Source organism: Flectobacillus roseus (assembly GCF_030056595.1).
Lineage (GTDB): Bacteria > Bacteroidota > Bacteroidia > Cytophagales > Spirosomataceae > Flectobacillus > Flectobacillus roseus.
Window position 1 is genome coordinate 35,955 of the sequence record NZ_JASHIF010000020.1, and the last position, 15,506, is coordinate 51,460.

Consider the following 15,506-nt stretch of genomic DNA (forward strand, 5'->3'; position numbering starts at 1 on the left):
TTTACAGCTAAACTCTATTTTTCATAAATGACTTACCTTGCTAATCCTACACGCTACAGCGACATGACGTATCGTCGTTGTGGACGCAGTGGACTACAACTTCCAGCGCTTTCGTTGGGCTTATGGCATAATTTTGGAGGAGTAGATACCTTCGAAAACTACCGTGCCATACTTCATACGGCTTTTGACCAAGGCGTTACGCATTTTGACCTTGCCAATAATTACGGACCTCCTCCAGGCTCGGCAGAGGAAAATTTTGGAACAATTCTTAAAAAAGACTTTTTACCGTATCGTGATGAGTTGATTATTTCTACCAAAGCTGGATATACGATGTGGCCTGGTCCTTATGGCGATTGGGGCTCGAAAAAGTATCTTGTCGCTAGCCTAGACCAAAGTCTTAAGCGTATGGGATTGGAATACGTAGATATTTTTTATCACCATCGCCCTGACCCAAATACGCCTTTAGAAGAAACTATGGCGGCTTTAGATTTGATTGTTCGTCAAGGAAAAGCTTTGTATGTAGGTATCTCAAATTATAAAGCTGAAGAAACAGCTCAAGCAAGCGCTATTCTCAAGCAATTGGGCACGCCTTGTGTAATTCATCAGCCCAAATACTCGATGTTAGAACGTTGGGTAGAAGGTGGATTATTAGATACTCTGGAAAAAGAAGGCATTGGTTGTATTCCTTTCTCGCCATTGGCACAGGGTTTATTGACCAACAAATATCTTCAAGGCGTACCAGAAGACTCCAGAGCAGCCAAGCCTCATGGTTTCTTGAAAACGGCGATGATTACGCCTGAAAAATTAGAGCAAATACAGCAATTCAATACTCTCGCTCAAGAGCGCGGACAAAGTTTAGCGCAAATGGCTCTTTCATGGATTTTGAAAGACCCTAGAGTAACATCAGTATTAGTAGGTGCTAGCCGACCATCTCAATTATTAGATTCGTTGGAATGCCTTAACAACACCAACTTTTCAGCAGAAGAATTAGAAAAAATCGAAACGATTTTGAAATAGATTTTCACTAATGCAAAACACCCTTCCTGATGCCTTTGAGCGAATTAGGAAGGGTGTTTTTATATTTTTGAAAAAGAGTTTAATCCAACAAACCCCTTTCTCTTAAATAGCCAAAAATCAACTTGTCAACTTCTGCAATTTTGTCTTGGTCTGTGTATTTGAGCCATTGGATTTCTTCTATTTCTGAACTGGCTTTTAAATCGCCTGTATATTTTCCTGAATAACAGGTCATTCTAACCACAACACCTTCAGGATGCCCGTGAGCTTGTGCTTCAAAAGTACCTATATAATTTAGGGTTTCAGCTTGAAGTTTTACGCTCAATTCTTCTTCTATTTCTCGAAGCAAAGCCTGCTCATCGGTCTCTCCTACTTCTCTTTTTCCGCCTGGAATATAGAACTTATCCTTCCCATAACTTTTTGTGGAAAGGATAGATTGATTCTGTAACTCTATCCAAGCAAGTTTATCTATAACCTTCATATTCAAGATATATTACTAAGTTAGTGGGCAATTTTTGAGCTTTCGGCTTTCAGCTTTGGGCGGTGGGCTTTAGGAAAAATGCATGTCTGTGGTCGTTAGAAACATTTTAACACTCTTTGCCTAGTGCCTTGTGCCTAAACACATAAATAAATATCATTTTGTGCCATTACTTATAAACTATTTCCCTTCACTTCGTCAAAAGTATAATCTTTCAAGATTTCTCCATTTTCAAAAACTGTCACGAGTAAGTCCTCTCCTTGTTCGTCGAGGTTTACTGTATGATATTCATTGTCTTTGAAAATGAGTTTCAAACGTCCTTTTTTACTCTTTTTACCGTGGTCGGTAATTGGGTCTTTAAATACCAATCGGTCTTGTCCGTCGACTGTGGCGCAACTGCATTTGAAGGCAAATTTTTGGGTATCTCTATGTACTTTTTGCAAAAGTGCTCCTCCCATCCCAAAAGTAATATTATCGGCACTCCAACCATTTACAGCAAGATTTTCAAGGATTTCGCCAATACTTTCATAGTTGACACCATCACCTTGGATTACTCTGATTTGTGGCACTAATACTTTATAGCCTTTTTCGTTGATGGTATAACCTATCTTTTCACCAAGAATTTCTGTCACTTTCAGCACCACATCTTTAGGAACGCCACTATCTGGACGAACTACTAAAGTACCATTTCTAGCTAAAATCTTTTCCTTCAAAGCTTCACCCCAAAGTTTTTCGCAGGCGTGATACACGTCGTAGCTATCGCTCACAACCGCCACTAACCCTTCTGGATATTGGTCAAGCATATTACGATAGGCCTCTAGTTCGCCTTCTTGTTTCCAACTCGTAATAGTGCTGTGTTCGGCAGCAGGAATACTGAAACCAAACATACTGTAGGGCTGATAATATTCTTGGATAAAGGTCAAGGCGGTTACGGTATCTGTACCCATAAAGTTTACCAAATGCGCTGCTCCTCCTATACCTGCACTTTCGACACTAGATACTCCTCTAAAACCAAAATCATGAAGTTTGAAATCAATAAGACTTGGGTCTCCTGTTTTTTCTAAATAGGATAAAATCAATGAACGAACGGCCTTGCTGGTGGTAGCAACTGTACATGGATACCATAGTTGCACCAATAAAGTTTCTAAAAAATTGCTCAACCAATAACATTTTGGGTCGGTATTTTCGACGGTCATGAGCACATGATGTGTCGGAATAACTGCACCTTCGGCAACGGCCTTGATTCTTATAGGAAGTTTACCTTGATATTTTTCGAGAATATATTCCCAACCTTCACGATTGAATAGCGTTTCTGAGCCAAAATGCGCTGCATAAAGCTTGGCAGCTTGATTTATCTTTGCTTGCGTAACGACCTCTCCTGCCAAATACTCTTTAAGCAAATACTGCAATCCAAAAAAGGTAACTTGTTCGAATTTTCCTCCGCGACTCTCGAAATAACTGTAGATATGACTAGTTCCAGAAGGATATTGTTTGTAATGACTCAGCTTGTAGCTGTCGGTGAGTAGGAGGATATTATTTTGCATATCAACTCGGTTTGGGCTTCGAAAAGCTGTATTTATAGTAGTAAACTAAAGGCTATCAAGCCGATTTCTTAAGTCTGGTGAATTTAGCTTACGTTAAGTTTTTATTAAAAAACAAAGATAGAATTCTTGATGTAGTAAAGAACTTATCAAGAAAAATATTTCTTATAGGCTTTGGGCATTCTGTAAAATATTTTGGTAACTAAAATAATTCAACCACGTGCTAAAGAATCCGAAATCAAAAATCCGATATCCCCAATCCTTAGAATCCCTTTTTTTCCCACAATTTAAAAATCACACGATGCTCTTCTACAAAATCTTGCTCTGTCAGCGATATAATATCAAACCAGCGTAACTCTTCAATATCATCTTGTGCTGTGGGAGTCCCTCCTTCGTATTCGGCTACAAAAAAACTAGTAATGATTTTATCTACTTCTTCTCTGTATCGCCAATCATCTATTTTGGCAGTACCAATGTATCGAGCTTTGGTTAATTTCAAACCTGTTTCCTCCTCGGCTTCTCGGATGGCTGCATCTTCGAAACAATCGTCTTCGGGGTCGATAAACCCTCCGATAAATCTAAAAAGTGCTTGCTGGGGTTTTCTGCCAAGTAAAACTTTATCACCAGAAACAATGGCAACATCAACGGTTGGAAACACTTTCGGATATTGCGCTCGAACGGTTTGGAATACACCTGCGCGATAGGCTACTTGCGAACGGTCGGCGTCGCCAATGATGTGTGGTGCATATTCGGGCAACTCAACCCATTCGAATGGATAAGGGAGCTCGTACTGGGTGAAATTGTTGCTTTCCTTGAAGACAAATAGTTGACGATTAACACTTTCCCCAACAGCCTGAGCAATAGCACTTTCTAAGGCTTGTGAGGTGGCTTGCGCAGAAATTTGCTTTTTGAAGGACGCAATCTTAGCGTTTGGAAATTCCTTTTCCAACATCAACCTGCGGGTTTCTACATCTAAAGGGTGATTTTTGCTAGAAGGAATAGGCGCTGATGCAATTACGAGAACCACTTCGGGATATTGATTTTGTAATTGGTTGATAAAGGCTTTTTCAAAAGCTCCTATTTCGATTTGTTGAAAAGTGCCAACCACTACGGCGTATAAAACTGATGAGGTATTTTGAGTCATACTCTTGGTCTATTTTTCATTGAGTACTTTAAAAATACAACCATTTCTTGAAAAGAAGGGTTTCCTAGCCTATTCATTTATCAAAATGTCCTTGCCTAAAATAGGTTACCTTTAAAATTTAGGGTATCGCTAAAAAAGCGCCATAGATACGAAAGAACACCAATTATATTGAAGTCTTTCGTACTTACGGCGCTTTTTCTCAAACAGAAATACCTGTCTAAAATTTCTAAAACACTATCTCCATTTTAATATCTGCACGAGAATATTCGGTTTCGCCAATCGGAACTTCGACGAAGCCTAATTTGCGATACATCGTCAAAGCTGGAGTAAGCTGAGTCGAGGAAACTAACCATAGAACTTTTGCTCCTAAATCTTTTGCTGCCTGAATCGTATGCGCACACAAAACCTTTCCTGCTCCGATACCTTGATATTGTGGATTTACCGCCATTTTAGCCATTTCATAATCGGTATCGCTATTTTTGACTAAAGCTACTGTTCCAACTACTTGATTTTGATAGAGGGCAAAAAAAATCTGTCCTCCACTTTCCAAAATATATTTTTCAGGATTTTCCAGTTGCTCCACATCGTGTGGTTCTACCTTAAAATACTTTTGAATCCACTCTAAATTCAAAGTCTTAAATGCCTCTTTATACTGAGGTTGATATGATTCGATTTGTATTGATTCCTTTGTCATAAATCTATCATGCTATAGCTTTGAGCCGTAAGCTTTTATAAAAAAGTTGTCAGTTATTGGATTGTACTCATCATCAGATTGGTACGTTCAAATTAACTTAGTGGGCAAATTCAAACATTAAGCTTTCGGCTTTCAGCTATGAGCTTTCGGTAAAATATTCCCCATGAATTCAAAGAAACTTTTTTGCCGAATGCCTATAGCCGAGAGCTTAAAGCCTACACAAAGATTTGCCCCTTAAGATATAGAACTGCCTTTCCTGCAATTTTGACTCTATCGCCTTCTAATTTACACCATAATTCACCTTTACGAGGAGATATTTGCCAAGCTGTTAGTTCTGTTTTGCCGAGTTGTTCAGCCCAGTAAGGTGTCAAAGTAGTATGTGCCGAACCCGTCACTGGGTCTTCATCAATCCCTGATTGTGGGCCGAAGAAGCGTGACACAAAATCTACCTTGCTACCTTTGGCGGTTGCAATAACTCCTCTGGCTTCGATAGTTGCCATTTGTCGCAAATCAGGACGAAGTTCTAACACCAATGTTTCATTTTCGAGTACTACCATATAATCCGATTTTCCACGATAGGTATGAAGGATATTTACGCCTAAACATTCATTTAAAGCTGGTAGTGGTTCCACTTCCTTGATTTCATCCGCTGGAAAATTCAGCTCCAATAAATCTCCTTGTTTTTGTACGGTCAAAATTCCACTTCTTGAAAAAAACTCGATAACTTCGTGCTCATAACCTAGCTCCGTAAATAATACATGTGCCGTTGCCAAGGTAGCATGACCACACAAATCAACCTCTACCGTTGGCGTAAACCAACGAATATGAAAACGGGTATCTGTTTCTTGAACAAAAAAGGCTGTTTCGGCTAAATTATTTTCTAAAGCAATTTTTTGCATTAAGTCGTCTGTCAACCACGATTCGAGTGGACAAACTGCCGCGGGGTTTCCTCCAAATACATTAGAAGAAAAAGCGTCTACTTGATAAATAGGAATTTGCATTGTATTAAAGTTGAAGTTTATGTAGTTGGGTGATTGCTTTTTGAGAGAACTTTCCTTCTTTTCTATTACTTAAGTAATCGTGCAAAATAAGATTTAATCGATTGAGGATGTAAGATATTGATAATTAAAATTTTACATTCACAATTCACAACTCATAATTCAGCACTAATACTTACTATGAGCTACTTCGATTTCTCGTCTATATATTTTTGATAGTAGTCTATATAAAAACCATCTTTCAAAAAATACTGCTCGAATGCCTCCACAGAACGCATCAAATCATGTGCTTCTTTACTGATTAATTGTTGGTTAACCGTTTTGATATTGTCCCAAATTTCTTGCAACTGCGGTAAAAATGCCCAGCCTTTTTCTGTTAGTTTCAAGATACGTTTACGAGCATCTTCAGGCGATTTTTCGGACATTACCCAGCCTTTTTTTTCTAATTCTTTCACAAATTGAATAACAGCAGGGTGTGAAATATTGAGATACTCCGATGCTTCCATCACACCGATGGACTCCTTTTGTGACAACAAGTAAAAAAGAGGAAACCATTTGGGTTCAAAATCGATACCGTGTACACGGTACACATTAATGGCCTGCTTAAAAACCAATTCAGCAAGACGTTTCATCCTACTCGCAATCGCCAAAGGACCTAATTCTTTTATAATATCCATTTTATGTAATCAGTTACGTAACTAGTTACTAAATTAATTATTTATTTTAACTAAAAAAATAAAAGATAAGAATTTTATGATAGTCGGCTCAAAGTTGACTGCTCCTCACCGACTGTCAAAATACTATCTATCTAAAATTTCGGCATTACCTTCTGTCATTTTTAACACTTTTGATACACAGGCTGGTATCTCACCTTCATAATGTGTTACATACAGCAAAGTTTTATTCAATTTGACGCAAATTTCATCTACCAAATCCCTGAAATAACGGATATGTTGTTGATCAAGCCCCTGACAAGGTTCGTCTAAAACTAATAATGGAGGATTCTTAATCAAAGCTCTTGCCAACAAAACCATACGTTGTTCGCCCGTAGAAATTTCTGAAAAACGCTTTTGAGACAAGTGTTCAATGCCCAACAAGCGAAGATATTTTTCGGCTAATTCTTGTTGTCCAGGTTTTAATGCTTGATACAAACCATTGGTATTGTACAACCCAGAGGCAACAGCTTTAAATACTTCTGTACGCTTGGTAAAAAATAAATGTAATTCAGGCGATACAAAGCCTATCTTGCCTTTAATATCCCAAATCGACTCTCCCGAACCTCTTTTACGATCAAAAAGATCAAAATCGTTGGCATAACTTTGTGGATTATCGGCATTAATAAGACTTAGTAGCGTAGATTTACCAGAACCATTTGGTCCTAATACAGCCCATTTTTCACCACGTTTTACTTCCCAATTGAGCGTATTCAGTACCTTTTTGTTTCCATAACTTACATTCACATTACGCATACGGACAGCGTATTCGAAGTTATCTTGGCTTGTGCTCGATGCCAAAAGTTCTTCCAATAGATCATGATCTAAATTGACCTCCTGTGTAGTTTCGGTTTCTGTACTTTTCTTGAGTTCAAAAACATTCGTAATGCAGGTTGGAATTTCATCGGGCGTAGTTACCAAAATGATATGTGTGCCATGTTGCGAAATAGCATTAATTGCCTCATGCAATATGGCTCTGGAAGCGACATCTAAGCCCACAAATGGGGTATCCAATAACATCACTTTAGGACGTTTTAGGAAAGAACGAGTCAGTAAGGTACGACGAGTTTCTCCGTTCGAAAGGGTCATTAATTTACGTTCAAGCAAATGTTCAATACGCAAAACTTTTGCGGCATTCATAAGCTCTTCTTCGGTATATGGCGAAGGGGGTAATTGAACCGATTTTTCATCAATTGTGCCAATAGGTTTCATTTGGTCTGTCAAAAACTCACGAACTGTTGGCGAGTTTTCGGCATCATACACGTTGAAACGCTGTTGGTAATATTGTGCTGCTGAATTGAGGATGCGATTTCCAGAATAATCTCTGGATACCAACTCGATTTTATCTTTCAGCAATTGTCCTTCTTCCAGAAAATGGAATTTTACTTTTCCTCCCACAAATGGAATTTTACCAGCCAAGGCTTCCAATAAGGTGGTTTTACCCGAACCATTTTCGCCTACAATAGCCCAATGCTGTTGGTCTTCTATTTGCCAAGTGAGGTTACGGACGACAATTTTTTCAAATTTTCTGAGTGCTGTATTTTCTAAACTTATAAAAGGAGTCATTCTATTTTATTGGTTAACCATAGATTAATCTACACAAGTCTCAAAAATAATGCTTTTTAAATGCCAAAGGGTTGACTCCAGTCAGCTTTTTGAAAGTTCTGTTAAAATAGGACATACTTTCAAAACCACAATCGAAGCAGGTTTCTGTTACATTTTTGTCTAAAAGCAACAAATTTTTGGCTTGATTGACCCGATAATGATTCAAAAATTCGATAAAAGTCAGGCGTGTCATTCTTTTAAAATAGCGACAAAAAGCCGCTTCTGACAGATTGGTCATTTCGGCGACTTCACTCAACTCTATTTTACGCTGATAATTTTCATCAATAAACTGATACAGGCGTTTGATACGCTCTTGGTCTTTTTTGTTGTATTGATTTTCTACAGGTTTTTCGTGTAAAAGTTCGTATTCAGTCGTACTGGCAAGTAACTGAAAAATACTGAGCACTTCCAAAAACTGATCGAAAGGCGGTATTGTTCGGATATTTTTCATTCTTTCAGCCAATGCTAACTTTACATTTTCACCGAAAGCAATACCATATTGAGAACGCTCAAACAGCTCAGCGATTCCTTTGAGTTCGGGCGTTTGGGTAAGTCCATTTCCCAAAAATGACGGGCTCAATTGCAAAACTACTTTTTCATAGTCCTCTGTTTTGACCATATAATCAAAATTGAGATGTGGAATATTAGAGCCTATCAACACCAAATCATTGTAACTATAGCGCGAGATATGCTCGCCCACATGCCGAGTCCCATCAGTACCTTCGATATAAACCAGCTCAATTTCGGGGTGAAAATGCCAATAAAAAATCTGACTCAATCTTGGATTTTGCATAATCCGAAAAGAGCTATTAGAGTCTGGCGCAAATTCTTCTAGAATGAGTTTCATAGTTCACTACTAATGGGTTTTAAGACAAAATCTTCAAAATACCGTTTAAGCACACTCAACTAGCTTGTGAGCTTGGTACGAATTTGTCAAATTTTGAACTTTATTCATACATTGATAGACCATTATTTACCAAAAAATCAAAATTGTTCAAAAAATGGCAATTATTAGCCAAGATTTTGACCAGAATAACTGGATAAATTTGTATAACAATTTCAACAACAGATATTACTAAACTAACAAGACCATGCAAATGACTCCGACAATGGCCCCTACAATGATGGCCAATCAAAATCATAAAGATATTCCGGGAAACCCTTCGACTGCGACCAGTAGCAAAATCGGTTTGAACGATCGTAGCAATGGCAAACCCTTACGTGTATTGAGCGAAGAAGATTGGCAATTTTGGATTCATAATGGATATGTAGTCATTAAAAATGCCATCTCACGTGAGCAAGCCGCAAAGACAGCAGCATTTCTTTGGGAGTTTGAGGAAAAAGATCCTACGAATCCTGACACTTGGTATTCAGCACCGAGAGCCGAAATGCAGATGAAGGAACTAGTGGGTAGTGGCATGGTCGAGGTTTATAACCATCAGTTGTTGTGGGAAAACCGTCAGGCACAACGTGTCTACGATGCTTTTGTGGATGTTTGGGGTACCGAAAAATTGTGGGTAACCATTGACAGAGCGAATTTGAATTTCCCGATGCGACCAAATCATATTTTCAAGGGTTTTATCCACTGGGACTATGACCCCGAAACTCGCCCTCAAAATGTACAGGGAGTTTTAGCATTGGCTGACCAAACGGACGAAAATATGGGAGGTTTTCAGTGTATTCCTGAGTTATATCGTACTTATGATACTTGGAAATTGACTCAGCCAGAAGATAGAGATAGATTTAAGCCTGACACCACGGGTCTAGAAGAGCATTTTGTAAAGGTAAAATTAGAAGCTGGCGATTTGCTTATTTTTAATAGTACCCAGCCACATGGCATTCGTCCAAATAAGAGTGAAGATAAGGTGCGTATTGCTCAATATATTTCGATGATGCCAGCCGAGGAAGATAACGAGGCTTTGAAAAATTGGAGAATCAACTCATGGAAAAACCGTATCGCCCCTGAAGGATACGCATTCCCAGGCGACCCAAGAAACTTTGAAAGAGACCGCTACGAAACAGCAGTATTATCAGATTTAGGCAAAAAATTACTTGGACTTGATAGCTATTGAGTGATTGAATGAGTTGTGATTGAGTGATTTTTGTCGAGGAATATTTAATAAAATCACTCAATCTCCAATACACAAATAATCTAAAACCATGCAGTTATATACAACTTTAAATACAGGACAAACAATGCCTTTGCTAGGACTTGGCGTATATGATATGTACAATCAAGAAGCGGAGCAGGCCGTGGAATGGGCGATTGAGACAGGTTATCGATTAATTGATACGGCTTCGATGTATGAAAATGAGATAGAAATCGGTAATGCCATACGTCGAAGTAATATCCAGAGAAGCGAATTGTTTGTGACAACCAAGGTCCATAACAACGACCAAGGTTATGATAATACCTTAAAGGCTTTTGAGCAAAGTCTCAAAAAACTTTCGATTGATTATATCGATTTGTATTTGGTGCATTGGCCTGTGAAAGCAACTCGAAAAGAAACATGGTTGGCTCTTGAGCATCTATATCAAGAGGGGTTGGTGCGCTCGGTTGGGGTGGCAAATTACCTTTCTCCATTTTTAGAGGAACTTTCTGGATATGCCAATATTATACCTGCTGTTAACCAAGTGGAGTTTAGTCCCTATTTATTTCTTGAAGATTTATTAACCGAATGTCAAGTAAAAGGTATTCAGTTGCAAGCCTATACGCCTTTAATTCGTGGACAAAAGATGAATGACCCAAGACTTGTGGCTTTGGCTGAAAAATACGGCAAAAGTCCCGCCCAAATCATTTTACGCTGGGCACTCCAGCATGGGGTTTCTACTATTCCGAAATCATCCAATCTTAAACGCATACGAGAAAATTTTGATGTATTTGATTTTGTTATTTCTTCTGAAGATATGCTTTTGATTGATAGTTTTGATGAACAATTGAGAGTTGTCGATGATCCTATGGAGATGTTTTATTGATTTTTAGGGGCAAAGGAGCAGGGGGATGGTATAGGAGCAAAGGAGCAGGGGGATGGTATAGGAGCAAAGGCAAAGAGGCACAAAGGCACAAAGTGTGAAAAAAGCTATCAAATACTAGATGTAAGCATTGCGTCTCTACTGAAACCCCCTTTGTGCCTCTGTACCTTTGTGCCTGTTCCCTCCAGACGCAAGCATTGCGTCTCTACCCAAAAATCCCTCTGTGCCTCTGTGCCTGTTCCCCATCCTAGACGCAAGCATTGCGTCTCTACAAAAAATCCCTTTGCCTCTTTGTGCCTGTTCCCTCTCTCCCTCCTTCCGTTGAATAGTTTTTATTGTTTTTCAGACATATACATTTCTTTTTTATCGAAAATGAATCGAATTTTGTATAAATCTAAAATTCGCCAATAAGAAAATTCAACATGAGAAAATTTACCTTATTACTCTTTATTCTTGCTATTGGAATTTACTGGAGCTGTAAACAAGAAGTAACCGTGGATTTACCTAAGGAAACCTCTTTTTATATTGTGGGCGACTGGGGAAGAATGGGACAATATGCTCAGACTTCGATAGCTAAACAAATGGATAAATCGGCTAAGCTGACACCCATTGACTTTATTTTCTCGACGGGTGATAACTTTTATGAAAATGGTGTAGCCGACATCAACGATGCACACTGGAAACAGTCTTATGAACAAGTATATAGTGGTTCTAATATTTTGAAAAACTGGTATATAACCCTTGGTAATCATGATTACATGGGTAATCCTACGGCACAGCTTGATTATGCTAAAATCAATAAACGATGGATTTTACCTAATAGATATTACACTTTTGTGCGTGAAATGGCCAACAACAATAATGTCAGATTTGTAATTATTGATACTACCCCTCTGATTAATGAACACAGAACAAATGCTTTTATGCATTCAGATATTTTGTCTCAGGATACTCAAAAACAGTTAAAATGGTTAGATAGTACTTTGAGTATGAGTAAGGAAAAAATTAAAATTGTAGTAGGACATCATCCTATGTATTCGGCAGGAACAGGAAGAGGCGATCAAGCAGAAATTATTAGTATTATCAAACCTCTTTTGAACAAATACAAAGTACAATTATATATTTCGAGCCATAGCCATAATAGCCAATACCTCAAAGCACCAGACCTAGACACAGAGCTTTTGGTAAGTGGCGGAGCAGCCTATGCCAATGATATTGTACGCAAAGAACATCCTTATTTGCTTTTTGGTACCAATACTCCAGCTTTTACATCGGTCAAAATCAAGGATAATTTGATTACCACAAGCTTTGTGGATAGTACTGGAAAAGTGCTATATTCGAAAGATAAACTAATTGTACCATAAGTTGGAACATAAAATGTCGTATATTAGCACATTGGAATCTAGAACTAGCACACGGTACAACTTTTTAGGTGTAACACAAAACTATTGATTAACAGCAATGCCTACAATTTCTCATTCTGAATATCTAAATGCACTCAGGATTATTAAAGAGTACGAGGAGCAGAAACTAAACGCAGGAAATTTTTTAGAAACGCTTAGCGCCAGTAAAAACTTAAAGCGTTTCCTCCAAGACCACAATGTAGTGAGTTTTGATCAGTTGGTTGAACTTTTTCAGAACGGCACCATGAACTCATGGTCAGGATTTGGTAAAAAGCTTTTGTTGGAGATTGAAGACCTTATCCAAAAGAGTACTGCCTTACAATAGTTCATTAGTAAACGTTTATTTGTTACTGGTGTATCTGTTTTCAGAAACAGTTATAAATAATTTTATTTACTGATAAAATGAACTACAAAAAAAAGCTGAGAAGACGTATCTTCTCAGCTTTTTTTTGTAGTGGTAGGATTTAGGCTGAAAGCCGAAACCCCATTACCATAAACCAAAAGCCTAGAGCTAATTTATTTTCTAATTACTGCTCCGATTTCTTTCTCGAATCCAGCCATTAAACGCTCCATTGTTTTGTCAATTACTTTATCTGTCAATGTTTGTTCGTTGTCTTGTAGGATAAAGCTTACTGAGTAAGACTTTTTGCCCTCGCCCAAGTTTTCGCCTTGATATACGTCGAATACGTTGATTTGGCGCAACAAGTTTTTCTCGTATTGTTTCGCCAATTTCTGGATTTGGTCAAAAGTAACTTCTTTGTCCAATACCAATGAAAGGTCACGACGAACTTCAGGGAATTTAGACAATTCGGTAAATACTACGTTTTCTTTGTATTGTTTGAACAAGTAATCCCAATCCAAATCAGCATAGAATACAGATTGTTTTACGTCGGCAGCCTTCGCCAATTTTGCTTTTACTAAGCCCAGACTAACACATTCTTTCTTGTTGATTACGTACGTCAAACCATATTCAAAAGTAGCAGAACCTTCGATTGGTCTTGTTTGGAAATCTTTGAAACCTAAGCTTTTCAACAACTTAGTAACTACATTCGCCAAAGTGTGGAATGAAATCTTTTCAGATTTTGCCTGCCAAGTTTCTGCCGAAATATTACCTGTTAAGTAAATCGCCAAGTGGCGTTTTTCAACATATTTCTCGTTGACTTTGTGATAAGTTTTTCCGAAATCAAACAATTTCAAATCCTTCTGGCGACGATTGATATTGTGAGCCAATACTTCCAAGCCAGAGAAAACCATTGATTGACGCATTACCGCCAAATCTTCTGATAACTTGTTTAGAATTTCAACATTTTCACCTTGTAAATCACTCTGAATCAAAGCAGCGTAAGAAGGCTTTGTCAATGAGTTAGTGATAATTTCAGAAAAACCACTTCCAGCCAAACTTGTTGCAATTTTCCATTGCAATTTATCACGATCTTTCGCTGGGAAATCAGAAAGATAGTCAGTTCCTAAGTTTTCTGAAAGTTCAATATTGTTGAAACCATACACACGTAAGATTTCTTCAATAATATCAGCCTCACGCGTAACATCTACACGATACGGAGGAACAATTGCAGTGAAACCAGCTTCGGTTTCTTCCGTAATTTGAATATCCAACGATACCAAAATAGACTTGATAAGCTCTTTTCCTAATTGCTTACCAATCAATCTATCAATATTTCTGTATGTTACAGGTACTACAAAATCTTGAATTGGATTTGGATAGAAATCCGAAACTTCGGAAGCAATGACACCGCCTGCTAATTCTTGAATCAACAAGGCAGCGTATTTCAAAGCATATAATTTAGCATTTGGATCTGTACCACGTTCAAAACGGAAAGAAGCATCCGTTTTCAAACCATGACGTTGTGCTGTTTTACGAACAGAAGCAGGATCAAAATACGCTACCTCCAAATATACACGAGTTGTTTCGTCTTTGATACCCGAAGTTGCTCCTCCGAATACGCCCGCAATACCCATTGGCTCTTCAGCGTTACATACCATCAAATCTGTTTCGCCTAAAGTACGTTCAACTTCATCAAGTGTGGTAAACTTAGTACCTGCTGGTAGAGTTTTCACCACTACTTTTTGACCTTTGATAGCACTCCAATCATAAGCGTGCATTGGTTGACCCAAGCCATGACAAATGAAATTGGTAATATCAACGATGTTATTGATAGGACGCAAACCGATGGTAATCAAGGCATTTTGCAACCATTCTGGTGAAGGCTTTACAGCAACGCCATCGATAGTTACCCCACAGAAACGAGGACAAGCCTGCGCATCCTCCACGACAAGCTCGATTGGAAAATTGTTATTATCTACTTTAAAAGCCTCAATAGATGGCAAAGTGATTTCACGACCAGTAGCAGCTTTAATATCACGAGCTACTCCCCAGTGAGATGCAGCATCGGCACGGTTTGGTGTCAAACCGATTTCAATCATATAATCTGCTTCAAGGTTGAAGTATTTGGTGGCAGGCGTACCATTTGGCAAATCTGTATCCAATACCAAAATACCATCATGCGAAGAACCAATACCAATTTCGTCTTCAGCACAAATCATCCCTTCAGATAAATGTCCGTAAGTTTTCTTACTCGAAATAGCAAACACTGGCTTACCTTCTTTGTCGTAAAGAGTTGTTCCAACGGTTGCTACAATCACTTTTTGACCAGCATCAACATTGGCGGCACCACAAACAATTTGAGAGGGAGTTTCTTGACCAATATCTACTGTAGTAAGGCTCAACTGTTTTTCTTTCACCATAAATCGTTCGCAAGTAAGTACTTCGCCAACAACAAAGCCTTGTAACCCACCTGGGATAGAATCGTGACGCTCGATACCCTCTACCTCCAAACCAGTACCTGTCAACATTTGGTCTAGCTCTTCGGGAGATTCATTAATTTCGATGAACTGTTTAAGCCAATTAAGTGAAATTTTCATTGT

At 38.4% G+C, this 15,506-nt stretch carries 14 protein-coding genes; 5 read left to right on the forward strand and 9 right to left on the reverse strand.

Annotated features, from left to right (window positions below; translation table 11 throughout):
* Positions 1–27: 27 nt before the first annotated feature.
* Positions 28–1,017 (forward strand): L-glyceraldehyde 3-phosphate reductase, encoded by a 990-nt coding sequence (mgrA, locus tag QM524_RS19835; protein ID WP_283345878.1) that lies wholly within the window; start codon positions 28–30, stop codon positions 1,015–1,017.
* A 79-nt stretch (positions 1,018–1,096) separates the two neighbouring features.
* Here mgrA and QM524_RS19840 read toward each other — a convergent pair whose 3' ends face one another.
* The 8 genes from QM524_RS19840 to QM524_RS19875 form a co-directional block, all read right to left on the reverse strand.
* A complete protein-coding gene (locus QM524_RS19840; protein ID WP_283345879.1) occupies positions 1,097–1,495 on the reverse strand; it encodes an NUDIX hydrolase in 399 nt (132 codons plus the stop codon).
* A gap of 170 nt (positions 1,496–1,665) precedes the next feature.
* Entirely contained in the window at positions 1,666–3,036 is a 1,371-nt protein-coding gene (locus QM524_RS19845; RefSeq protein WP_283345880.1) for a nicotinate phosphoribosyltransferase, read from the reverse strand.
* A 259-nt stretch (positions 3,037–3,295) separates the two neighbouring features.
* A complete protein-coding gene (locus QM524_RS19850; protein ID WP_283345881.1) occupies positions 3,296–4,177 on the reverse strand; it encodes an NUDIX hydrolase in 882 nt (293 codons plus the stop codon).
* A gap of 226 nt (positions 4,178–4,403) precedes the next feature.
* Entirely contained in the window at positions 4,404–4,871 is a 468-nt protein-coding gene (locus QM524_RS19855; protein ID WP_283345882.1) for a GNAT family N-acetyltransferase, read from the reverse strand.
* 215 nt (positions 4,872–5,086) lie between these two features.
* A complete protein-coding gene (locus QM524_RS19860) occupies positions 5,087–5,872 on the reverse strand; it encodes a PhzF family phenazine biosynthesis protein (RefSeq protein ID WP_283345883.1) in 786 nt (261 codons plus the stop codon).
* A 182-nt stretch (positions 5,873–6,054) separates the two neighbouring features.
* On the reverse strand, positions 6,055–6,546 hold the full coding sequence (locus QM524_RS19865; RefSeq protein ID WP_166579506.1) for a MarR family winged helix-turn-helix transcriptional regulator: 492 nt from the start codon (positions 6,544–6,546) through the stop codon (positions 6,055–6,057).
* Positions 6,547–6,669: 123 nt separating this feature from the next.
* The gene (locus QM524_RS19870; protein WP_283345884.1) at positions 6,670–8,148 is read right to left on the reverse strand and encodes an ATP-binding cassette domain-containing protein; all 1,479 of its coding nucleotides are present in this window, start codon (positions 8,146–8,148) and stop codon (positions 6,670–6,672) included.
* A gap of 40 nt (positions 8,149–8,188) precedes the next feature.
* A complete protein-coding gene (locus QM524_RS19875) occupies positions 8,189–9,034 on the reverse strand; it encodes an AraC family transcriptional regulator (RefSeq protein WP_283345885.1) in 846 nt (281 codons plus the stop codon).
* 244 nt (positions 9,035–9,278) lie between these two features.
* Between QM524_RS19875 and QM524_RS19880 the strand changes: the two genes are divergently transcribed.
* From QM524_RS19880 to QM524_RS19895, 4 genes are all read left to right on the forward strand, one after another.
* Positions 9,279–10,259 carry a phytanoyl-CoA dioxygenase family protein gene (locus tag QM524_RS19880; RefSeq protein WP_283345886.1) on the forward strand — a complete coding sequence of 327 codons (981 nt, stop codon included), beginning with the start codon at positions 9,279–9,281 and terminating at the stop codon, positions 10,257–10,259.
* 88 nt (positions 10,260–10,347) lie between these two features.
* Entirely contained in the window at positions 10,348–11,163 is an 816-nt protein-coding gene (locus tag QM524_RS19885) for an aldo/keto reductase (RefSeq protein WP_283345887.1), read from the forward strand.
* 419 nt (positions 11,164–11,582) lie between these two features.
* Positions 11,583–12,524: a metallophosphoesterase gene (locus QM524_RS19890; RefSeq protein WP_283345888.1), complete on the forward strand. Its 942-nt coding sequence runs from the start codon at positions 11,583–11,585 to the stop codon at positions 12,522–12,524.
* A 97-nt stretch (positions 12,525–12,621) separates the two neighbouring features.
* Positions 12,622–12,888 carry a hypothetical protein gene (locus QM524_RS19895; RefSeq protein WP_166550354.1) on the forward strand — a complete coding sequence of 89 codons (267 nt, stop codon included), beginning with the start codon at positions 12,622–12,624 and terminating at the stop codon, positions 12,886–12,888.
* A 191-nt stretch (positions 12,889–13,079) separates the two neighbouring features.
* On the opposite strand, the gene pheT is transcribed toward QM524_RS19895, so the two are convergent.
* Positions 13,080–15,503: a phenylalanine--tRNA ligase subunit beta gene (gene pheT, locus QM524_RS19900; protein WP_283345889.1), complete on the reverse strand. Its 2,424-nt coding sequence runs from the start codon at positions 15,501–15,503 to the stop codon at positions 13,080–13,082.
* Between the last annotated feature and the right edge of the window lie 3 nt (positions 15,504–15,506).

Bases quoted from the DNA above. Each gene is read 5' to 3' on its own strand.
- mgrA (WP_283345878.1), top strand. From the start codon at position 28: ATGACTTACCTTGCTAATCCTACACGCTACAGCGACATGACGTATCGT.
- QM524_RS19840 (WP_283345879.1), bottom strand. From the start codon at position 1,495: ATGAAGGTTATAGATAAACTTGCTTGGATAGAGTTACAGAATCAATCT.
- QM524_RS19845 (WP_283345880.1), bottom strand. From the start codon at position 3,036: ATGCAAAATAATATCCTCCTACTCACCGACAGCTACAAGCTGAGTCAT.
- QM524_RS19850 (WP_283345881.1), bottom strand. From the start codon at position 4,177: ATGACTCAAAATACCTCATCAGTTTTATACGCCGTAGTGGTTGGCACT.
- QM524_RS19855 (WP_283345882.1), bottom strand. From the start codon at position 4,871: ATGACAAAGGAATCAATACAAATCGAATCATATCAACCTCAGTATAAA.
- QM524_RS19860 (WP_283345883.1), bottom strand. From the start codon at position 5,872: ATGCAAATTCCTATTTATCAAGTAGACGCTTTTTCTTCTAATGTATTT.
- QM524_RS19865 (WP_166579506.1), bottom strand. From the start codon at position 6,546: ATGGATATTATAAAAGAATTAGGTCCTTTGGCGATTGCGAGTAGGATG.
- QM524_RS19870 (WP_283345884.1), bottom strand. From the start codon at position 8,148: ATGACTCCTTTTATAAGTTTAGAAAATACAGCACTCAGAAAATTTGAA.
- QM524_RS19875 (WP_283345885.1), bottom strand. From the start codon at position 9,034: ATGAAACTCATTCTAGAAGAATTTGCGCCAGACTCTAATAGCTCTTTT.
- QM524_RS19880 (WP_283345886.1), top strand. From the start codon at position 9,279: ATGCAAATGACTCCGACAATGGCCCCTACAATGATGGCCAATCAAAAT.
- QM524_RS19885 (WP_283345887.1), top strand. From the start codon at position 10,348: ATGCAGTTATATACAACTTTAAATACAGGACAAACAATGCCTTTGCTA.
- QM524_RS19890 (WP_283345888.1), top strand. From the start codon at position 11,583: ATGAGAAAATTTACCTTATTACTCTTTATTCTTGCTATTGGAATTTAC.
- QM524_RS19895 (WP_166550354.1), top strand. From the start codon at position 12,622: ATGCCTACAATTTCTCATTCTGAATATCTAAATGCACTCAGGATTATT.
- pheT (WP_283345889.1), bottom strand. From the start codon at position 15,503: ATGAAAATTTCACTTAATTGGCTTAAACAGTTCATCGAAATTAATGAA.